This window comes from Myxococcus sp. RHSTA-1-4, assembly GCF_020037125.1.
In the GTDB taxonomy this organism is placed as follows: Bacteria; Myxococcota; Myxococcia; order Myxococcales; family Myxococcaceae; genus Myxococcus.
The window spans coordinates 181,766-202,771 of the sequence record NZ_JAIQDG010000004.1; the positions used below are offsets into that span (position 1 = coordinate 181,766).

16 protein-coding genes and 1 pseudogene are annotated in these 21,006 nt (G+C 69.4%); 6 read left to right on the forward strand and 11 right to left on the reverse strand.

What is annotated here, in order from left to right; genetic code table 11:
• The first annotated feature begins 85 nt into the window (after window positions 1–85).
• Window positions 86–1,573, forward strand: coding sequence for a HEAT repeat domain-containing protein (locus K8638_RS08425; protein ID WP_223753915.1), 1,488 nt, complete (start codon window positions 86–88; stop codon window positions 1,571–1,573).
• A gap of 18 nt (window positions 1,574–1,591) precedes the next feature.
• Here K8638_RS08425 and K8638_RS08430 read toward each other — a convergent pair whose 3' ends face one another.
• From K8638_RS08430 to K8638_RS08440, 3 genes are all read right to left on the reverse strand, one after another.
• Complete coding sequence (locus K8638_RS08430) at window positions 1,592–2,824, reverse strand: cytochrome-c peroxidase (RefSeq protein ID WP_370643934.1); 1,233 nt, start codon at window positions 2,822–2,824, stop codon at window positions 1,592–1,594.
• A 286-nt stretch (window positions 2,825–3,110) separates the two neighbouring features.
• Window positions 3,111–4,787 carry a VWA domain-containing protein gene (locus K8638_RS08435; RefSeq protein WP_223753917.1) on the reverse strand — a complete coding sequence of 559 codons (1,677 nt, stop codon included), beginning with the start codon at window positions 4,785–4,787 and terminating at the stop codon, window positions 3,111–3,113.
• A complete protein-coding gene (locus K8638_RS08440) occupies window positions 4,784–6,295 on the reverse strand; it encodes an AAA family ATPase (RefSeq protein ID WP_223753918.1) in 1,512 nt (503 codons plus the stop codon). The genes K8638_RS08435 and K8638_RS08440 overlap by 4 nt, the downstream gene beginning before the upstream one ends.
• A gap of 292 nt (window positions 6,296–6,587) precedes the next feature.
• Here K8638_RS08440 and K8638_RS08445 point away from each other — a divergent pair, with 292 nt between their 5' ends.
• On the forward strand, window positions 6,588–6,788 hold the full coding sequence (locus tag K8638_RS08445) for a hypothetical protein (protein ID WP_223753919.1): 201 nt from the start codon (window positions 6,588–6,590) through the stop codon (window positions 6,786–6,788).
• A 214-nt stretch (window positions 6,789–7,002) separates the two neighbouring features.
• On the opposite strand, the gene K8638_RS08450 is transcribed toward K8638_RS08445, so the two are convergent.
• The gene (locus K8638_RS08450; protein WP_223753920.1) at window positions 7,003–8,448 is read right to left on the reverse strand and encodes an SPFH domain-containing protein; all 1,446 of its coding nucleotides are present in this window, start codon (window positions 8,446–8,448) and stop codon (window positions 7,003–7,005) included.
• 933 nt (window positions 8,449–9,381) lie between these two features.
• Here K8638_RS08450 and K8638_RS08455 point away from each other — a divergent pair.
• Window positions 9,382–9,563: pseudogene (locus tag K8638_RS08455) on the forward strand (DUF5953 family protein); the annotation flags it as partial.
• 55 nt (window positions 9,564–9,618) lie between these two features.
• Window positions 9,619–9,765 (forward strand): hypothetical protein, encoded by a 147-nt coding sequence (locus K8638_RS08460; RefSeq protein ID WP_223753921.1) that lies wholly within the window; start codon window positions 9,619–9,621, stop codon window positions 9,763–9,765.
• 21 nt (window positions 9,766–9,786) lie between these two features.
• Here the strand turns inward: K8638_RS08460 and K8638_RS08465 are convergent, their stop codons facing one another.
• Window positions 9,787–11,133, reverse strand: coding sequence for an OmpA family protein (locus K8638_RS08465; RefSeq protein ID WP_223753922.1), 1,347 nt, complete (start codon window positions 11,131–11,133; stop codon window positions 9,787–9,789).
• Between the two features lie 285 nt (window positions 11,134–11,418).
• On the opposite strand from K8638_RS08465, the gene K8638_RS08470 reads away from it, so the two are divergent.
• Window positions 11,419–13,053, forward strand: coding sequence for a fumarate hydratase (locus tag K8638_RS08470; protein ID WP_223753923.1), 1,635 nt, complete (start codon window positions 11,419–11,421; stop codon window positions 13,051–13,053).
• 41 nt (window positions 13,054–13,094) lie between these two features.
• Here the strand turns inward: K8638_RS08470 and K8638_RS08475 are convergent, their stop codons facing one another.
• The 3 genes from K8638_RS08475 to K8638_RS08485 all read right to left on the reverse strand — a co-directional run bounded on the left by K8638_RS08475 (window position 13,095) and on the right by K8638_RS08485 (window position 17,914).
• Window positions 13,095–13,319, reverse strand: a complete 225-nt coding sequence (locus K8638_RS08475; RefSeq protein ID WP_223753924.1) for a hypothetical protein — start codon at window positions 13,317–13,319, stop codon at window positions 13,095–13,097.
• Window positions 13,320–13,532: 213 nt separating this feature from the next.
• Complete coding sequence (locus K8638_RS08480; protein WP_223753925.1) at window positions 13,533–16,853, reverse strand: C45 family autoproteolytic acyltransferase/hydolase; 3,321 nt, start codon at window positions 16,851–16,853, stop codon at window positions 13,533–13,535.
• A 113-nt stretch (window positions 16,854–16,966) separates the two neighbouring features.
• Window positions 16,967–17,914 carry a hypothetical protein gene (locus tag K8638_RS08485; protein WP_223753926.1) on the reverse strand — a complete coding sequence of 316 codons (948 nt, stop codon included), beginning with the start codon at window positions 17,912–17,914 and terminating at the stop codon, window positions 16,967–16,969.
• A 115-nt stretch (window positions 17,915–18,029) separates the two neighbouring features.
• Here K8638_RS08485 and K8638_RS08490 point away from each other — a divergent pair, with 115 nt between their 5' ends.
• Window positions 18,030–18,731 (forward strand): hemolysin III family protein, encoded by a 702-nt coding sequence (locus tag K8638_RS08490; protein WP_223753927.1) that lies wholly within the window; start codon window positions 18,030–18,032, stop codon window positions 18,729–18,731.
• Window position 18,732: 1 nt separating this feature from the next.
• Here the strand turns inward: K8638_RS08490 and K8638_RS08495 are convergent, their stop codons facing one another.
• From K8638_RS08495 to K8638_RS08505, 3 genes are read right to left on the reverse strand one after another with little or no spacing between them, the layout of a single operon-like run.
• A complete protein-coding gene (locus K8638_RS08495; RefSeq protein ID WP_223753928.1) occupies window positions 18,733–19,311 on the reverse strand; it encodes a hypothetical protein in 579 nt (192 codons plus the stop codon).
• A gap of 12 nt (window positions 19,312–19,323) precedes the next feature.
• Window positions 19,324–20,157, reverse strand: a complete 834-nt coding sequence (locus K8638_RS08500) for a DUF692 domain-containing protein (protein ID WP_223753929.1) — start codon at window positions 20,155–20,157, stop codon at window positions 19,324–19,326.
• Between the two features lie 10 nt (window positions 20,158–20,167).
• Entirely contained in the window at window positions 20,168–21,004 is an 837-nt protein-coding gene (locus K8638_RS08505; RefSeq protein ID WP_223753930.1) for a class I SAM-dependent methyltransferase, read from the reverse strand.
• Window positions 21,005–21,006: the final 2 nt, after the last annotated feature.

Here is a 21,006-nt window from a genome sequence, read left to right on the forward strand (position 1 = left end):
GTCCATCCTGCGAACAACTCCACCGGAGAACGCCGAGCTTCGGCGCCGGCTCGTCCGCCTGCTCGGCATCTTCGGAGGGCCGGAGTTGTCCTCGCTCCTGCTCCCGCTGGTTTTCGACTCCCGGGAGCACCTCACCACTCGAAGCGTGGCGCTACGAGTCCTGGCGACGCATGGTCAGCGGCTCTCCGGGCCAGAGCTCACCCGGTTGCTCGAACTGCCCCTGTCGCACATGTGTCCGTGCTGTCGCCCACCGCTGGAATCCGTCCTCACCCTGGCGCAAACGGAGGATGCATGGGCAGCCGCCGAGGCCGCATTGCAAGAGGTCTCGCCCCATGAGCGGACGAGCGTGCTTACCGCTACGGAAACCACACCCCTGCCCTCCCCGCTCGTCGAGTGGCTCTACACGCGTTGGTACTCGTGCGACCGCCATCAACTCGCGGCGGAAGGGCCCCGAGGCAGCGAGGCCAACCTCAAGGTGGCGCTGGCCCATCGTGAACGCCCGGAGGCAGGGATGCTCCTCGATGAGTGGCTCCGCGACATGGCCACCCAGGAGCTGGAATGGCTCGAGTTCCGGATCATGTCCGCCGAAGAACTGGCACGCCTTGTCCGCGCGAATCCCCAGCTCCAGCAATGTGCCGCTGACCTGCTCCGGCTGCCGCTTCCGGACCTGCTCGCCCACTTCGGCCAGGAAGTGCTGCTGCGCCGCCTGCGCCGCATCGCGCGCGCGGAGAGCGTTGCCCAGACCGTTTCCTACAGAATCATGAGGAGCCCACCGGGTTTCTCCCGAGCGGTGAAATTGCTGGTGGAATGGCGGGACGCCCGCCCGCTCCTCTGCTCCCTCCTCTGCGACTTCAACATCGCGGAGGGGGTACGTCGCGCGCTGCTCGACCACCTCTTAGACCACGACCGCGACATGGTGGTCCGCTGGACTCTCGTCGCGGCGAGGTACCCCGACAACGCGCCCCTCGTCCGCTTCGTCCTCCGGCGCGCGGCCCAAGAGCCGGAGCTTGGAGACCGTCCCCTGTTCCTGGCCGCGCTGCGAGGCACGGATGACGAGGCACGGGCCTCCGCCCTGGAGGGGCTGTTCGCATTGGGCGAAACCGGGGCCGGTTGGTGCGACCGGCTTACTTCCCTGGTCCACTCGAACCATGCCCGGGTGCGCCTCCGCGCGGCCGCGTGCCTCGCACGAGAGGGCAAGCGCGAGTGGCTCCCGCTGGTCCAGCAGACAGCCCTCGACCCCTCCGAGCCGCGACTGCGCGCCGAGGCGGTGCGCTGGCTTGCCCATGTGGACGCGGACGCCAGCCGACCCGTGCTGAGGAAGGTGCTCGCCGAGGACGAACTCCGGCCTTCCAGGCAGCGCATTGCGGAATTGAACGAAGCGGCCTGGGCGCTCTCGCGGCTGGGCTCGACCGAGGACCTCTCCGCCCTGCTCGATGCATCGGTGCGGAGCTGGGGTTCCCCGATGATGGACCGGGCGCTGGAGTGCCATCTGGCGCGGCAGGAGGGACGTCCCGCCGAGGACATCCCTCCCCCCATCCCCAACTGGGAGGAGTACGACGCCGTCACCTCGTAGCGCACGCGCCCGGGTCGCTCAGAGCCTGTTCAAGAACTGGAGCAGGTCCTGCTTCTGGGCGGGACTGAGCGACTCGGGGGGCCCGGTGGGCGTCTCCGGCGGGTGGACCGCGGGCAGGTTCAACGGAGGGGTGAACTGCAGGATGAACTGGCTGTAGGTGTTGACGACGTCCCGCAGCGTCTCATGGCTGTTGTCGTGGAAGTACGGTGCCGTCCGCGCGACGCCTCGAAGCGCCGGGACGTCGAAGGCCTCGAAGTCCAGTGGGTCTCCGGTGATGAGGGCGCGGCCCGGATCGGTGGTGAACCACTGGGGCAGGAGGTTGGGACCAACAATGGGGGCCCCGTTCTCGTCCAGCGCCGGGTTCACGTCGTATGGGTGACCGCTGGCGGTCACCGGGATGGGCGGGAGGTCCGTCACCTGCTGCTGGCGCGTGCTGTCCGTGTAGAAGCGGAAGCGGTACCGCGGCAACTCCACGGGGGCGTTGAACGCCGGGAACTGACCAATCTGTCCCAGGTAGGAGAAGAGCCCAGCCCCCACGTTGATGAACTTGTCATCCGCGCGTGACGCCGTCACCGGGACGGGGCCGACACCCGGGATGATGCTGAACACGACATTGCCGTCGGGCTTTGTCACGCGGCCCTGCCGCGCGAACTCGTTCAGCCCGGGGTGCGTGATGTCGGTCATCGGTGCACCACCGTGGCAGCCCTGACAGGCGAGCTTGAAGACCTCCCGGCCGCGCCGCTCCTGGGCAGTGAGCGGCATGGAGTCCTCCGGGATGGGGACCTGCTCACGCGGGACGCCATAATCCAGCCATTCCGAGACGAACCGTGCGCGGGGTGACGAGAACACGCCCCTTTGGAAGTCCGCGATGGCGCGCAACTGAGACAGCGCCACCTGGCCGCCTTCGCTGTGACTGGTGATGGCGGATTGCGCCTGCCCTTCCAGGCTCGCCTCGCGGCCGTCGTACTGGAATGCGCCTGTGATGGCGGTGTCCTGGATGCTCGGAACCGCGCGCCAGACGGCGACCTTCCGGTCAGCAGGAGTGACGACGTTGCCGTCGACGTCGATGACGTCCATGTTCGCGGGGAGCGGCAGCACGACGCGGACGAGCCCCTTCTTGAGGTGCTCATAGGTGGGCACGGCCGCGTTCGGGTCATCCGCGTCGATGCGGTTGAACAGCGGGTCGCTGGGATTGGCGGCCAGCCGCGCCTCGACGTTCGCGGGCCTGAGGGCCGTGCTCTCATCGAGCACATGACACGTGGCACAGGAGCGCCCATTGGTGTCGGGAAAGGCCTGACTGAAAAGCCTTCTGCCGGTGTGGGTGCTTCCCAGTTCAGCCTGGGACTGGGTGACGGCGTGGGCTTCCGCCGTGGGCGGGACCTCCGGTGCCCGAGCTTCGGTCTGAATCGGGTCCGTACATCCGGAAAATCCGCCGAGTGCGAGCGCACTCGTCAGACACGCGATGACGCGCCTGCGAACCATGGGTATGTCTCCGCTGGGGTGGACTCCCAGGGAACACCGGGGGCTCGCCGGAGTGTCACCGCGCGGAGTGATTGCCCAGGAGTACCGACCAGTCGTTGAAACGGTGCACTGGCGAACAGATGGCCGCCATTGCCGCCCCCTCCCCTGCGCCGATGAGGAGGCCGTGAGACCGCAGCCCCTTCTGTGAGCTGGCCCGGGTCAGCAGCTCGCGGGTGGCTGGAGGCACCGCAAACTCGCCGTCGCTGACGAGCAACAGGTCCGCACGCTCCCATCCTTCGGCGTCGAGCTTGGAGACGGCGCGCACGAGGGGTGCCGTCACATCCGTGCCTCCCGAGAAGGACTGCGTGAGAAAGGCCATCAGCCGGGTAAGCCCGGCCTCCGTCATCTCCAGTGCGTGCTCCGCCACGTCACCTGGCCCACTGAAGGCATACAGGTAGCAGGCCCGCTTCTCCCCGAAGGCCACGCGCATCGCCTCCAGCACCAGCGCCTTGGCGACCACCTCCGGCGTGCCTTCCATGGAACCGGACGTGTCGAGACATATCAAGATGGGCCCTCGCGTCTCCGCGGGTCGGACATGCTGCTGGGACGCGTGCACCTCGGTCTCGACCTGGACGCGCTCGAAATCCAGCCCCTCGACCCGGTAGGTGAGCAGCGCCCGCTCCGCCCGGCGCGCATGCCACAGCAGCCGCAACACCGGATGTCCCAACAGTGCGGCCTCGAAGGGTAACATGCGCTGCACGTCGTCCGAGCGTTCGATGCCCCGCGTCTCCGAGCGCGCGAGCGGGCTGTATACCTCGCGGCGCTCCTCGAAGATGCGCCGCAGGGGACCGATGATGGACTCCATGACGGGAGGCACGTTCGGGTCTTCCGACGTCTGCATCCTCCCGAGCACCCGGACGAGCTCACGCAGTGCGGGAAGCCGCTCCAGCAGCTCGCGCAGCCGCACCACCTCCAGCCAGCCCTGTGAGCGCAGCAGGCCGCGCGTCAGGTCCCAGCCTCGCCCCAGCAGCATCGCCAGCTCGCCGAAGACGTCCTCCAGGTCGGCCCAGAGACGAACGCGTTCCTCCCAGGGACTTCGCAATCTCTTGCGGATCGAGTCCGCCACCCGGAGGTCCGCGAGCCGCGAAGCCTCGGCTTCGAGCTCCGCCAGGGTCTCCGCATCCAGTTCCTGCTCCGCGACACCACCGGCGTCCCCACTCCCCTCTCCCGGGGAGGTGCCCCCTCCACTCGCGGACGCCCCCTCCCCCGGAGGAACCTCCCGCTCCCGGGCGTGTCCGGTCCCAGAGGCACCCTGGCCACGTTTTTCGGCCGGCGCTGCCCGCCCAGACACCTTCCTCCGAACGCGAGGCCCCCGCTGCTCCCGCAACTGCTGGAGCAACTGGGCCTGCCACTCCGAGCGGGGAAGAATGCCCGTCGAAGCCGCCTCCAGCACATCCAGCAGCAGCGCCTCCACCAGGGACTTCTCGCCCTGACAGAAGTGCGGGAGACGCAGCGCGGTAAGCTCGGCGCGAATCAGCTCCGCGCTCGAACGGTCCGGCCACTTCAGCCCGTCCAGCTCGGGCAGCGCCCCCTTCAGGAGCGCGTCATGCCATTGCAGCAACCCGTCCACCCGCTCCCGCAGCGTGCCGTGCAGGTGCGTCGCGGCGGCGTGGAAGAGCGACTCCGGCAGCCGGTCCAGCAGCGTGTAGCGCTGCTCCAAGGCGCCCGCGTCGAAGGCGCTGACGGCGCTCACACCTCACTCCGGGGCAGCCCGAGGAACCCCGCGTGGAGCGCTGTCAGCCGGCCCTCGAGGCGCTTCACGTGCTCCCGGCGCAGCTCCAGGTTGGCGCGCGCGGGGCGGGAGAAGCCCGGGGCGATCCACAGATGACTCTCCACCACCGAGGTCACCGATTGAATCTGCTCGTCGAGCCCGCGCGAATACGCCGCCAGCTCCGCGGACAGCTCGTACACCTGCCGCACACGGCCATCGATGTGGAGCTGTGAATATCGGGTCGGCTCCATCAAGGGCGGCAGCGTCGTGGACTCGAAGTAGAAGTTGTTCTCGTTGGCGACATACTTCTGCCAGTCGGCATCCAGATGGTAGTTGTTACTGAAATACGCGCGGATCTCCTGCCGCGTCATACCCTCACCGCCGACGGTCCGGTCCGCGTTCCGCCCCGGAGGCGCGAGGAACAACGGCTCCTGAGCCGAGTTGGCCTTCCGCTTCCAGCCCTGCGCCTCGGCGGTGGGCTTGCCCTTGTGGTCGACGTAGAGCGGATGTCCCTTCTCATCCCGTGCCTGGGAGCGGGTCTTCTTCTCGAACTCAAGCTGGTTCTCGAGGGCCGCAACCAGTCGAGTGAAGCGCTCGGGCTCCGAGGCGGAGGCCGTCCCCAGCCGGGACTGGTACCAGTCGAAGATGGCGGCGCACTGCTCGGGCTTTTCCCAGACACAGTGTTGTAACAGCCAACCATCCCAGACAGACACCTCCATGCGGCCGTGGCTGAGGGCCGACACCTGCAAAAGATAGACAATCTTCCGCCACCGCCGGTCCGAAACGGCGATCTTCTGGGTCTCCAGGAAGGCACGCAGGGCCTTGATGAGGGCGCTGACGTCCGGGGGCAGCACCACCGCCCGAGCCGCCTCGCGGAACTGTTCCAGCTCGGCCCTCGTCAGACGCAGGGCCACGTCCGGCTCCATAGGCCGGGTGCTCCGCAGGTTCAGCAGCGCATCGAAGCCCTCGGCCGAGACCGGAGGAACGCGGCAGCGCAGCAGGAAGCGATCATAGAGCGCGCCCAACTCCTCGCCCTCGGGCAGTTCGTTGCTGGCGCCGATGACGCAGATGAGCGGCGTCGGAACCCGCTGCGTGCCGTTGTCGAACTCGCGCTCGTTCAGCAGCGTCAGCAGCGAGTTGAGGATGGCGCTGTTCGCCTTGAAGATTTCGTCGAGGAAGGCGAACGCCGCCGACGGCAGGTAGCCCTCCGTCTGCCGGTGGTAGCGATCCTCCTCCAGCGCCTTGATGGAGAGTGGGCCGAACAACTCCTCGGGCACCGTGAAGCGCGTCAGCAGGCGCTCGAAGAGAGGGGCATCCCGGAAGGCCAGGCGCAGGCGGCGAGCGAGCTCACTCTTCGCCGTGCCGGGAGGTCCGACCAGCAGCAGGTGCTCTCCGGCCAGCGCGGCTAACAGCGCGAGGCGGATGGGTGTCTCTCGCTCGATGAGGTCCGTGGAAAGACAGTCACGGAGCTGGGCGAGACGGGTCTTCAACGTGGCATCGGGCTGTGGTTGCAGCATGGTTCCTGGGGTTCCCCTGCCCTACGAGAAGATGCGAGCCCTCCGCGGAAATCAATGGCCGAACACGAGGTCAGCCTGTACCTGGTGGGCCGCAACGGGCCCCTCCACGGAATGGCAGCCGTGGACTGTCGAAAGCAACCCGACTCCGGGCATCATCCCCCCTCGCCTGTGAGGTGGGACGCATGAATCCGGGCGTGTCATTCCCCCCGATGACACCGAGGACTGGTACCTGCCCGTCGCGGGCCCGGGATTGTTGCTTCGCGCCGTGACGCACACACCGGGGCCCCCACCCTGGTGGGAAGCCTGGGCGCGGCGCACGGGCCGCGCGCTCGTGGAGTCCCCCGAGACGGTGCTGCGGCCCATCGAGGGAGGAGTGGAGGTGTGGCAGGCGGAGGTGCTCGCGTGGAGACGGTGGAGCGGCGTCACGGTGGATGAGGACGACTGGGAGTGGTTCGTGTGGGCATAGGCGTGATGCCACCAGCACGCTCCCGCGCTCCAGCCAGACCGCATCATGCCGCATTCCTCGCAACGCATTCTTGGCGGCCGGCCCCGCATACGACACGCAGTGGGTGCCATAGCGAAGTTGCCGCGGGCAAGTCGCACGTGCACGTCGCGCCACGCCGATGCCTGAGCCCGCAGCCGTGAAGTGATCCAGGGTATGGGCCACATCGCGGATGGACTCAGCGAAGCTCGGGCTCCTTCGAGGTTCCGCCCTGCCCTTCCCGCGCGGCCGTCGTCGGCGCACGGCCGGAGCCCTCGGCCTTGAGAACGTTCATCAGGGCCATCATCTGCGCGACCAGCGTGGTCACGCCCTGCCCATCCTGCGCACCGCCGCTGCCTCCGATGGAGACCGAACGCAGCTCCTGGGGCTTCGGCAGCTTCTCCGCGATGTCGGGCAGCAGTTCCACCAGCCGCGCCTGCACGTTGGCGGGAGTGAGCCCGTTGAGGATGTGCTGCCGCGCCTCCAGCAGCTCCAGCTCCACGCGTGCCTGGCGGTTGCTCGCCGCGCGCTGCACGTCACCGGCCTCCGTGGCGGCCAGCGCCTCGCGCTTGAGCCTCACGGCCTCGGCCTCCTGCTTCAGCCGCGTCAGCTCCGCCTCCACGGCGAGCCGGGCCTTCTCCAGCTCCGCGGCCTGGAGCGCGGACTGCTGCCGCTCCACCGCCAGCCTCCGCGCGTCCTCCTCCTCGCGCTGCTGGCGCCGCAGCCGCTCGGTCTGCTCGCGATCGTACGCCTCCGCGTCCTTGTGGGCCTTCAGCATGGCCAGCTCACCATCACTCTCCAGCCGCATCCGCTCCCGAGCCTGCTCCACCTCCAGCTCGCGCTGGGCCAGGGCCTCCTCGGTCCCCAGCGCCGCCAGCCGGGCAATCCGCTCGCGCTCGGCGCGGAACGGCGTCTGGAGGCTCTCCCAGAGGCGCGCGGAGCTCACCACCGCCTCCTTGATCTGCACCGTGACGATGCGCAGGCCCAGGCCCTTGTCTCCGCCGCCACCGCCCTCCGCCACGTGCCGGAGCCGCGCCGTGAGCTCCTCGATGATGGGCTGCTTGTCGGAGAGCACCGCGTCGATGCTCATCGTGGCCACCTTGTCCTTGATGGCCGCCTCCGCCTGCTCGCGGAGCTGCACGTTGACCACGCGCATCGGGTCCTCCGCGTCCGTGAAGTCCAGCTTCCGGTACGCGGTGCCGAAATCCTCGATGATCCACTGCACATAGCCCTGCACCAGCAGCCCCTGCAGCTCGCGGCAGATGCAGTGCGCGTTGATGATAATGGTCTGCATCGCCCCCGGTGCGACGATGAACGAGTCCTGCGCCGGGTCGAACCGGAACGACACCCCAAGACCGATGTGCAGCGGCTGCGAGTGGCCCCGCCGCGTGTGCACGACGTAGGCGTTCGGCGGGACGATGACCGTCTTCCACCGCCAGAAGCCGGTGATACGCACGTCCACCGCGTTCCCCGTCCGCTCCGCCACGGCCGCCGGCCCCGCCGCGCGCCGCATGGGAAGCGCGTTGGCCTGCGCCTGCATGGGCGACATCACCTTGCGCGCCTTCAGGTCCACTTCGAGGCGCTGTTGCTGCTCGCGCACCTGGTCCAGGTACTCGTTGCGCACCGGTTCTTTCGAGCTCTGCATGGGCCCCCTCTTCCAGAGCGGCGCCGCCCATCGGCGCACGGCATCCGGGCTCTTCGGTGAGGCGGGAGTCTACCGGAAGAACTCGACGATGCAGGCCCCCCCCGACGAGAACTCGAGAATGGCGGTCCCGGGCCTCGACTCATGCGTGGCGCGGCAGGAATTCGCACGAGGCAGGGCGCCGCCTGGCGGTGCCTGGGCCATGGCGGTGCATCGGAGAAGGCGCGAACGGGGCGGCCCTCAATGACGGGTTCGACGTGCTCCGCTCCAGGCGCAAGCGTGCTGGAGCCCCACGGTGCCAGCACCGCCGCCGGGTCCCGCATGCGCATGAGGTACAACTGCTCCGCCGTCCACATACCCCTTCCCCTCCCTCTCGCCCCTGGGGTGGCGCTCCGCAGAAAGGGGCACTCCTCCCGCGGCATGGTGTCTCCCCCAGGGGTCTGACATGGCGGGGAGGCTGGAGCCCGCCACCGGCGAGGACCCGGAGGGTCACGCGGAATGGACGCTCCATTCCGCGCATGGCGGCCAGGAACAGATGACAAGGTGGGGGAGGTCAGGCTGGTGAAGCGGTGAGGACTGCGCGCACCACGCGGAACGGACGCTCCATTCCGTGCATGGCGGCCCGGGGTTGACGTGCCGGACGGTGAGGCCGGGCCCATGAGCGATGAGCGCCTGACAGGACATGCGGAATGGACGCTCCATTCCGCGCATGGCCGCTCGGGGACTGACATGGCCAGAAGTCGTGGCATGGGAGACAGGGCCTGGAGCTTCGCGGGTCCTCGGTCTCCCGGCACTCCGAACATGCCCGAGTTACCGTTGCGGCTACCGCGTGGCCGAGGCGGCTCCATGGCAGGACCCATCCGCGTCCTGAATCAGGCCGCTTCTTGAACTGCCCCGGGAAACCAGGCCAGGGGACGAATAGAAGTCTCACGCCATGGGTTCCCGGACTCATCGCGCGACGCGGACCTGCTCTCCCGAGCGCGGCACACCACGAAGGCGGGTGGATCGTCCGGCTCACCGAAGCGCCGCTCGACCTCGACACGCGGGTGCGCGCCTACGAGCGCTTCCCGGAGATTGGCCAGCGCGCCACCTCACGAAACACAAAGCCAGGCCGCTAACGCGAAGGTAGGCTGCCGCCATGGACTACGAGCCGTCGCCGAGGACGCGCCCCGGATGGTGCTCCTCGCCTCGTGCACGACCGGACACGTGTACGCTCCCTACGATGGCGGAGCCGGCCTCTTCTTCCGCAACCCCGAGGAGCGAAACGCCGCCCGCCAGCGCTACCGCGACTGGCGCTCCCGGCTCCCGAGCGGCCTGTAGCCCCAACGAGAAGCGGCGCGCCTACTTCCCGCGCAGCAGCACGAACTCCACGCGGCGGTTCAGCTCGCGGCCCTTGGGAATCAGGTTCGGCGCCTTGGGCCGGGTATCCCCCATGCCCCCGGTCTCGATGCGCGAAGCGTCCAGCCCCGAGTCCACCAGCAGCGCCGCCACGGCCTTCGCACGGGCCTCGGAGAGCGCCTGCCGGGACGCGGCCGGGCCCTCGCGGTTGTCCGTGTGGCCCTCGATGCGCAGGCGCAGCGACTCGTCACGCACCAGCATGTCCACCAGCAGCGCCAGCCCCACCGTGGTGCCCTTGCGCGGCGCGGACTGCTTCTCCTCGAAGCGCGGCTCCTTTGGCAGCTCCACGCGCTCGTTCTTCACACGGGCCTGCTGCGTCTTCTTCGCCGGCGCCTTCGCCAGCGTGAAGGACACCGTGGGCTCCGTCTCCCGCGTCAGCTTCACCTTGCGCGTCTGCGCCAGGTAGCCCCGCGACAGCACGTCCACCGTGTACTCGCCCGGCGGCAGCAGCACCGGCGTGGGCTTGCGCGCCTTGGCGTCCACCAGCACCTGCTTCGGCGCGCCCTTCCCGCGCAGGTACACCGTGGCGGCCAGCGGCTTCTTCCCCGCGAGCACCTTCAGCAACAGCCGCGCGGGCGCCGCGGGGCCCTCCTCCGGGCGCTCCGCCGCCAGGACCACCGGCGCCTTCCCCGAGGCCGGCTGCGTCCCCGACACCGGCTGCACCGGCGAGGTGACGGGCGTCGTGGGCGTCTGCGCCACCTTCGAGGGTGTCCCCGCATCCGGCGCATCCGGAATGGCCACGTCCGCGAGCTGCGCGGTCATCTCCGCCGCTACATCATGCGACAGCTTCAGCTTCAGCCGCGGGTCCGGCGCCGTGGGGTTGATGCCGGGCATCACCTTCACCCGCACCCGCAGCCCCTTCTGCACCTGGAACGTCACCGACGCCGTCAGCTTCCACAGGAAGCCGCTCTCCTCGCTGAAGAGGTTCCACGCGTCGTTCGCATAGGTGACGCGCGACACGAGCGTGAAGGAGCCCTCCTCCACCTTCACCACCGCCAGCCGGTGCACCCCCGGCGCGTTCAGCTTGTCCGGCCCGGGGACCGCCAGCGGCTGGCCGTTGAGGGAGAAATCCGCCTCCACCAGCTTGTAGCCACGCGTCGTACCGGCGCCGGGGAGCCCCTCGTAGGAGATGACCACCTCTGGCGGCGGCGTCTGCACGAGCGCCTGGAGTTGCCTGTCGAGGTCTTCGCGCGCCCGCTGCTCCACGGACGAAGGCTCGGCCGCGCGCGCGTTGGCGGCGAGCAGTCCCACGATGACGAGAAGCGGTGCCTGATAGGAGAGAGAAGCCACGGGGGGCTACAGCATCTCACAACCCGGCCATATCGCGAGTTGTCGGCACGCGGGGCTGACGACCAGCCGACCCTTCGCCCTCCTCCCCGCCCCCCGGAGGGCGCCACCCAGGCCGGCTTCGAGCCCCTGGAAGACTGACACTCCCCCACCCCTGCTTGTAGCTCCCATGGGGAGAGGTTCTCGCCTCGCCCCGGCACGCCCTCCGGGCAGCCGCCTTCCAGCTACCCAACCGGGGGGCATCGGCGCTACGCCTACACCCCTCAGCACTCTCGCAGAGGCCACGCGATGACCGACTTCCAGTTCCAGGAAATGCTGCCGCTGGGCAAGGACGAGACGCCCTTCCGGCTCCTCACGAAGGACTACGTCTCCACGTTCGAGGCCGGGGGGCGCACCTTCCTCCAGGTCGAGCCCGAGGGGCTCACCCTGCTGACCCGCCAGGCCATGCGCGACATCGCGCACCTGCTGCGTCCAGGCCACCTGGGCCAGCTCGCCCACATCCTCAAGGACCCCGAGGCGTCCTCCAATGACCGCTTCGTCGCCCTGGAGCTGCTGAAGAACGCCAACATCGCCGCCGGCGGCGTGCTGCCCTCCTGCCAGGACACGGGCACCGCCATCGTCATGGGCAAGAAGGGCCAGTACGTCCTCACCACCGGCAACGACGAGGAGGCCATCTCCCGCGGCGTCTTCGACACGTACCAGACGTCCAACCTGCGCTACTCGCAGATGGCGCCGCTGGACATGTACCGGGAGGTCAACACCAACAACAACCTCCCCGCGCAGATCGAGCTCTACGCGACCGGGGGCGACGCCTACAAGTTCCTCTTCATGGCCAAGGGCGGTGGCTCCGCGAACAAGAGCTACCTCTACCAGGAGACCAAGGCGCTGCTGAATCCGCAGAGCCTGCTCAACTTCCTCGACCAGAAGATCCGCTCGCTGGGCACCGCCGCGTGCCCGCCGTACCACCTGGCCATCGTCATCGGCGGCACCTCCGCCGAGTTCGCCCTCAAGACGGCCAAGTACGCCTCCGCCCGCTACCTGGACACGCTGCCGCGCGAGGGCAACGCCCAGGGCCGCGGCTTCCGTGACGTGGAGCTGGAGCAGGAGGTGCTGAAGCTCACGCAGCGCATGGGCATCGGCGCGCAGTTCGGCGGCAAGTACTTCTGCCATGACGTGCGCGTCATCCGCCTGCCCCGCCACGGCGCGTCCTGCCCGGTGGCCATCGCCGTGTCGTGCTCGGCGGACCGGCAGGCGCTGGGGAAGATCACCCGCGACGGCATCTTCCTGGAGCAGCTCGAGGCCGACCCGGCGAAGTACCTGCCGGAGACGACGGACTCGGACCTGGGCGGCGAGGTGGTGAAGATCGACCTCAACAAGCCCATGAGCGAGATTCGCGCCGAGCTGTCCCGCTACCCCATCAAGACGCGCCTGTCGCTCACCGGCCCCATGGTGGTGGCGCGCGACATCGCCCACGCGAAGCTCAAGGAGCGCCTGGACGCCGGCCAGGGCATGCCGCAGTACCTCAAGGACTACATGGTCTACTACGCCGGCCCGGCGAAGACGCCCGAGGGCTACGCCTCCGGCTCCTTCGGCCCGACGACGGCGGGACGCATGGACGCCTACGTGGACCAGTTCCAGGCCCAGGGCGGCAGCTTCGTGATGCTGGCCAAGGGCAACCGCTCGCCCGCCGTCACCGAGGCGTGCAAGAAGCACGGCGGCTTCTACCTCGGCTCCATCGGCGGCCCGGCGGCGCGGCTGGCCCAGGACTGCATCAAGAAGGTGGAGGTCCTGGAGTACCAGGAGCTGGGCATGGAGGCCGTCTGGAAGATCGACGTCGTCGACTTCCCCGCCTTCATCGTCGTGGACGACAAGGGCAACGACTTCTTCGCCAACATCAACAAGCCGTCCGCGAAGAAGGCCTGAGCCCGGGAGCGGGGCGCGCGAGGCGCGCCAGTCCTCCGGAGTCAGACTCCGGGAGGAAGCTCCCCCGTGGGCACGGGGGCCGGAGCGCGCTTCTTCTTCGGGATGATGGAGCGCCGCGGCCCCTTGAGGGCGACGCTCAGCAGCATGGCCGCGGGCAGGAGCATTCCCAGGCCCTGCGTGAGGTTGTCGGGTGGCCGGACGACGGCTCCCAGCACAATCGCGGAGAACAGCAGGCCACAGACCAGCCGGATGACGAGGGAGCTCACACAGGACCTCTATCAGGAGTGTCGCCCAGCCTAAGCACCCGCGAAGGACTGTCCACCCGGCCCCTCGCCTTCCTGGCGGCCTTCACCTCCCTCCCCGTCCCCACGCAAGGTGCGTCCCGGCCGAGGACTTCGTGCACGCTCGCGGCCGTACGCCGGCACCCGCGCGGAGCGGCGGCCCGGGCGGACAGCCCACCAGGCCGCCAGCGGACGCCCTCACTGAATGAGCTGTCCCAGCTTGGGAGCCGGCGGTCCGGCGGGCGGGGCGGGCTGCGGGGCCGGAGTCGGCGCGGGGGCCGGCGCGGGCGTCACCGTGAGGTCCTGCGCCAGCGACTCCAGGTCGTGGAAGCCCTTGGCGCTCACGTCCGTGCCCTGGAAGCGAGCCCAGCCCTGGAGGTTGCGCTGGAAGGTACGCGTCATCCGCCAGAGCTGGAGGGCGCTGTTCGCCGTGTACACGTAGAGCGTCCGCTTCGGGTTCCACGGGTTGGGCAGCGCCAGGGCCAGCCCGTCATCCGGACGGCCGTAGGTCTTCCCCTGCCATCGGAAGTAGCGCCGGCCCAGCTCCACCGGCAGCTTCTTCTCCTCGGCCAGCCGCGCCAGCAGCGCGTTGTCCTCCGCTCCGCCGAAGAGGATGAGGTCCCGGTCCGCCAGCTCCGCGTCCGTCACCTCGCCGTCCGGCTTGACGGGGGGCAGCAGCTCCGTGAAGGCATCCGCCAGCACGTCGCGGTAGCCCAGCGCCAGCGTGCGCATGGACTCCGTCTGCCGCGCGGTGCCGTGCACCAGGAGCAGCCGCTCCCAGGCATCCGTCTGGTTGTAGAGCACCTGGAAGCGCTCGCGCGGCACGGGGATGTCGTTGGACGCGTTGAAGACCACGCGCACCGGCGCCTCCGCCGTGCGGGAGGTGAAGGTCTCATTCGGCCCCTTCACCTCCACGCGCTCGAAGGTGGAGCCCTTCGCGGTGCGCACCTCCACCATCGTGATGAAGTGCCACGGCCGGGCCCCCGGCTGCTCCACCTTCAGCGTCACCTCGTAGCCGTCCTTCCCCTGGGCGGCGGTGGCGCGGATGCGCGGCTGGGGCAGCCCCGTGCGCTCCAGCCACTGCGCGACGAAGGCCCCCACGTCCTTGTTGGTGGCCTCCAGCACGGTGCGCTTGAAGTCCGCGGTGCTGATGTCCTTGTTCGCGTAGCGCGCATGCACGGCGCCCATCGCCTTGCCGAACGCCTCGTTGCCCAGCAGCAGCCGGAGCTGGTGCAGCGCGACGGTGCCCTTGATGCGCGGCACCGAATAGGCGCCATAACGGCCGTAGTCCGTCTTCGCGTTCACCGGCGCCACGTCCGGCTCGCGCGAGGACATGAAGAGGAAGCGCGCGTTCAGCTCCGCCAGCGCGTCGCGCTGCTGCTCGAACGCCTTGTCCTCGCCCTCCGGCAGTTCCTTCAGCAGCTTCCAGTAGGCCGAGGTGCCGCTGGCCAGCCAGTTGTCCGCGTCCGAGGCGGGGAACACCGTGTTGGACCACAGCAGCTTCGAGTCGAAGCGGACGGCGTCCTTCACCTTCGACAGGTCGCGCTTCGGCGTGGCCGGCTCCTCCGGGGCCTTCCAGCCCTTGCGCGCCTCCTTCAGGCGGTCCGCGACGACGACGGGACTGAAGGCGGTGTAGCCCAGGGACAGGTGCGGCGTGGCGCCCGGCAGGTCCGGCATGAACCGGCTGCCAATCATCTTCTCGCGCAGCGTCGTCTTCCCGTAGTGGGCCAGGAACATCAGCTTCTCGGCCATCTCGGACGTGGTGATCTTCCCGTCACACGCGTGCGGCCGGTTGATGGGGCTGGAGGCCAGCATCCGGATGGACGTGTCCAGGTCGAAGCCCTTCTTGCCGTACTTCGCGTAGTACTCCCAGAAGGCGATGTCCCGGTTCCACGTGTTGAAGGCCAGGTCCACCGGGGCGTTGTCCGGGTTGGGCACGTACTCCTTGCGCACCTCCATGTCCCGGTTGTTGTTGTTGGCCCAGATGAAGTCCTTGAGGTTGCCCGGCGTGTCCGCGGCGTTGCCCTTGCTGCCCGTGCGCCACAGCCGCGTCTTCTTCGTGCCGAGCAGGAGGCAGGCGCCCTCGTCCGTCTTGGTGTCGGCCATCGTCCAGTCGTTGGTGTAGAGGCCGTTGTTCCCGTCCTTCATGATGCGCGCCACGTCGTCGATGCTGGACGCGTACTGCGCCGCCTTGCGGATGCGATTGCTCTGCGGCGAGCCGTTCATGTCGAAGGGCGTCTGGCCCACCGTCGTCTCTCCGATGACGATGCCCGCGGAGTTGACGTACCAGTCCGCGCCGCTGTGGATGCCGCCCGGGAAGGTCTGCATCACGAAGCGGTGCCCCTTGGTGGGCTGCACGTCCAGAATCACATCCCAGTGGACGCCGGTGTAGCCGTTCCACATGAAGATCTGCCCGATGATGGCGCGGCCATCCTTCGTGGCGGACTTCGTGGCCACGAACGAGGAGCAGTGGTCGCCCTTGCCGGCGCGCTCCGTCTCGTCCTCCGCCTTGAGGAAGGTGCGGCCGGACAGGGGCGTGGCCGTGGCGCGATTGGCCTCCTCCAGTTGGCCCGCGTCCACCGCGGAGTTGAGGGTGACGATGTCCAGCAGGTCCAGCTCGCGGTCCTTGAACTTCACGCCGGCCTTGTTGGCGCCGTCGGCGATGCCCTTCATCTCCTCCAGGTACTCGGCGTCGTACTTGCGCAGGAAGAGCGCGTCCGCGAGCAGCCGCGCGTGGCCCCACCCCTTCGCCGCATCCGTCTTGTCCTTCTGGATGCCGAGCTTCTCCATGTAGCTGACGATTTCGCGCGCCGTGAGCTCGCCGAGCTGATGGCCGCGCTCGTACGGCTCGCCCTCGATGTGGACGTAGATCCACCCGCCGTCGTCGTAGCGGAAGCCCTTGCCCGCCCAGCGCACGGACTCCAGCGGGACGTAGGCGGTGATGTCGTCCACCTTCTCCACGCGCACGTCGTCGAACCACGCGGTGCCGGTGGCCTTGCCGTTTCGGCCCAGGTGGAGCTGCACGCGGTCCGAGCCCTGGGTGGCGAAGAAGAGCGCCGACACACGGCCGCCCGCCTCGGTGGCCGGAGCGGGCGTGCAGTTGGTGAAGGGGAAGCTCTTCATGGAGAGGCAGGCGCCGTGGGCCGTGGGGTAGCGCGCCTGCGGGTCCGCCTGGACGCCGCGCGTGCGCACCCAGGCGCTGACCCGGTAGAGCTGGCCCACCTGGAGCTTCATGGCCTCGGACTCGACGGTGGTCTCCGCGCCGCCCTGCGGGCTTTCAATGGCCAGACCCCGGGCGCCTTCCACCTTCGCCTCTCCAGAGCCGGACACCTTGCCCTGCCCCTTCGACGTCCAGAACGCGGGGAGTCCCGACGTGCCGCCCGCCAGCTCGAAGCCGCCGTTGGGCACCGGAATGGGTGTGGCGGCGGGTGCCGCCAGGGAGGGCGTCGCGTGGAGCGCGCCCACGGACACGAGGAGCGCGCCGAGGAGCCTCGTCGACGTCTTGCGGGGGTCGGTCATGGAATGGAGGTTCCATTCCCCCTCCCCCAAGCGTCAACCTTCACCGTCTCCGCGAGCGTACCTGGGAGGACATGACGCGCAGCGCCTTGCCCCCTCGGCTGGTTGGAGGGGTGTCAGCGGAGCACGTGGGCGCTCGCGCGGAGCACGGCGCGCGCCATCCGGCGGACCGCGTCCACCCGTCGCGCCGGGAGTGCGGGCGGGTCCACCGGAGCGTCCCAGTCGAACGTGCGCAGCCGCGACAGGAAGCCCTGCCGCACGCAGCCCTCCAGGCTGAAGACATGGAGGTCGTGCGTCCACCGCACCGCCAGCCGCAGGTCACGCGACAGCTCCGTCCAGTCCAGCGGCGGAGGCAGCTTCGCGCCCGGGAACTCGATGCCGCCTCCCGTGATGCCCACCGCGATGGAGGCGGCGCCGGGACCGTAGCTCCACAGCACCGCCGCCCCATGGGGGCGCGCGAAGCTGGTGTAGAGCATCAGCACCTCGCGGTCCGCCGGCAGGTCCAGCACTCCGGACACACGTTGAAGCAGCGTGGAGCGGGACTGCCGCTCGTCCACGATGAAGGGGAACTGGTACGTATCCACCTTGTAGCCGTCCGCCCGGATGCGCTCCACCAGCGCGGAGTAGCCGGCGCGGCCCCTCCGCAGGCGCGAGCCGAGCAGCAGCCTGGGGAGCAGCCGCGGCAGCCGCCGCCACCTGCCCTCCATGAAGCCTCGCAGCTCCTGGATGTCGGGCTCGAGGTCCAGACCCACTCCAGCCCACTTCAGCCCGTGCTCCGCCGTCCATGCGAGGAAGGCGTCGTAGCGCGCCGAGGCCTGGGCCAGGTTTCCCACGTGGAAGAAGTAGCCCTGTTCCTCCGGCAGCAGCAGCCACGCCGTGACGGGGATGCCCTCCCGGTTCAGGTGCCGGACCACCTCCGCGCGCTCCGGCCCCAGGTCGAGCAGGCCGAGGCTCACCCCGGATTGCAGCGCCACCAGGTCCTCGACGACGCCCGGAGTGGCGAACAGCTCACACAGCGGACGGGACTCCAGCTCACAAAAGAAGGTCAGCAGGCGGGGCTTCATGTCCGCTTCGCCATACCACCGAGGAGGAACCCCATGGAATTCCATGTGAAGAGGTCGACGCTCCGGCACGGCGTGCGTCCAGCCGTGGACGCACGGCCCACTCGCTGACGCCTCCGTGACCTGGAGTGCATACGTCCAGGTCATGGCGCCCCGAGAAGCCCTCCACCCCTTCTTCATCGATGAAAGCGTGAAGCCCCGGCTGCGGGGCCTGTCGCACCTGCTCGCGGCGGTGGCGGCGCTCGCCGGCTGCATCCAGCTCGCGCTGGCCCCCGCCCAGGGTGCTCAGTACCTGGCGGCCCTGGTGTTCGGCGTCAGCCTGGTGCTGATGTTCGGTGTCAGCGGGACGTACCACTGGCCTACCTGGGGCCCCGCCGCCTACCGGCGCCTCCAGCGGTGTGACCACGCCGCCATCTACCTCCTCATCGCCGGCAGCTTCACGCCCATGGCCACGCTGGAGACGAAGAGCGGCTGGAGCGGGACACTCCTCGCGGTGATGTGGGGTGGCGCCCTCCTCGGCGCGTCACTCACCCTGCTCGGCATCTCCACGTCACGGGGGCTGCGCTCCGCGCTCTACGTCGCCCTGGGCACGGTGGCGGCGCCGGTGATGCTGCTGCTGCCGGACGTCATCGGCCCGGGGCGCGTCGCCTGGCTCGTCACCGGCGGCGTCCTCTATGCGCTGGGCGCGGGCGTCTACGCGCGCCGGTGGCCCGACCCGAAGCCCACGGTGTTCGGCTACCACGAGGTGTTCCACCTCATGGTCATCGCCGCCGCCGGCGTGCACTACGGCGTGCTCATCGACGTCCTGTGGAGCCGGTGAGCTACGCGCGCACCAGCACCGCGGGCAGGCCCGGCACCTTGAGGAACTCCACGCGCGTGGGGCGCACCGGCACCTCCGGCCAGCCCGGCTGCGCCAGCGCGGCCAGCAGCTCCGTCACCGGGTACTGGAAGTCCTCGAAGTGGCTCGGCCCGGACATGGGATGCAGGCCCCACGCGAGCGCGATGCGCAGCCGCTCACAGCGGGCCAGGTCCGCCATGTACGCCGGCAGCGTCCCGCGCGGGGCCGCCTCCAGGTAGCGGCAGAAGGCGATGGCCTCCTCGCGGTTGAGCAGCTCCGGCAGCGCGTCCTGGAGGAAGCCGCGCAGCACCGGCAGCAGGCCGGGCCGAACGGCGGGGTCCGCCCACGGCAGGTGCTCGTGCACGCGCGACAGGCGGTGTCCGTCCAGCATCCGCCCCGCCCGCTCCACCACGATGGCGTCCGTGGCGGCCAGGCCCTCGCGCTCACGCGGCGTCAGCGCGTACGGCGCCAGGGCGGCGTTCGCGTCCCTCAGCCAGGCCTCGCGGAAGCGCGCATCCACGTGAAGCCGCGCCAGCACCTCCAGCGTCTCCGAGTAACCCATGGTGTCGTCCCCTCAGGCCGCGCTCGCGCCGCAGCGCTCGAGGATGGCCCGCGCACGGGCCAGCTCCTCCACCAGCCGCGGGAAGGGCGGGAAGCCGCTGTCCATCTCGAAGTTCACCCCGCGCACCGGGCAGCGCGGCGCCACGTACTCCAAGAGCCGCCACACCTCGTCCGGCGATACCGAGGAGTGGCTGTCCACGTACACGCCCTCCATCGTCACCCCACCCGCCAGGTGAATCTGCACCACCCTGTCCAGCGGGAGCCGGTCCACGAAGCGGTACGGGTCGAACTTGTGGTTCACCGCGTTGGCGTAGACGTTGTGCAGGTCCAGGAGCAGGCCGCAGTCCGCGCCCGTCACCACGCGGGTGAGGAAGTCCGCCTCGTCCAGCGTGCTCAGCGGCGTGTCGAACAACCAGGCGATGTTCTCCACGATGAAGGGCTGCGCCAGCTCCGCCTGGACACGGCGGATGTTGCGCACGCACGTCTCCAGCGCCTCCTCGGTGAAGGGCACCGGAGTGAGCGAGCGCACCGGCAGCTCGCCCGCCCGCGTGAAGCACAGGTGGTCCGAGTGCCACGCCGCCCGGGTGAGGCCCAGGAGCCGCTTGAGGCTCTCCCGGTAGTCCGGCCCGTCCACGCCGTCCGAGCCCACGGACAGCTCCAGTCCGTGGCCGGCCAGCGGGTAACGCTTCGCCAGCACCTCCAGCCGCCGCACCGTGTCTTCCGTCAGCGGGAAGAAGTGCTCCGGCATCACCTCCAGCCAGTCCACGCCCGGGTTGCCCCGGCCGAGGTGCGGTTGGAAGTCCCAGCGGTAGCTGAGCCCCACTCCGAGGTATGGAATCGCCGCCACGACGGACCTCCTACTTCCTGCGCGCCATCACCTGGAAGTGCTGCCCCTGCAACGCGAAGCCCTCGTGCGCGAACTTCTCCTGCAGCGCGATGATTTCGTCGCGCGCCGCCCACACGTCGAAGTCCGGCCCGCGCTCGGCCTGCATCGCCTCCAGCATCTCGAAGTACATGACGGGCTTGCCGAAGATTTCCTCCACCTCCGCGCCCGCGGCCGTCACGCCGTCATGCAGCTCCTTGAGGGTGAAGAGGTGCACCGGCAACCCGTACGGGCACTTGCCGCGCCCCGTCAGCAGCATCTTCAGGGCCTCGGCCTTCTTGCCGTGCTTCAGCTCGAACATGAAGTGCTCGTGCCGGTTGTCCACGCCCATGATGACCGGCCCGCGCGGCTTCACCACGCGCACCAGCTCGCTCATGGCCTTGGGGTACTGGTCCAGGCAGTAGGACACCGGGTCGCCCTCGCTGAAGACCAGGTCGAACGACGCGTCCTCGAAGGGCAGTTCCGCCACCGTGCCCTCGATGAAGGTGGCCCGCTCCAGGAGCCCCTTGGAGGACAGGTGCGCCTTCGCCGCGTCCAGCATGCCCGCGGAGATGTCCAGCACGGTGACCTGGTGGCCGGCCTCCGCGAAGCGCGCGCTGAACTTGCCGCCGCCGCCGCCCGCGTCCAGCACGCGCCAGACGGTGCCGGCCGGGGGCAGCACCTTCTCCACCGCCTTCCAGGTGAGGTGCTCGTAGACCACCCAGAACAGCTTGTGGGCCGCCTTGGTGTAGTTGCTGGCGTTGTACGTGGACGACACCTGGTCGTAGCGGCTGGAGATGGACTGGGGCTGGGGAACGGTGGCGGTGCTCATGT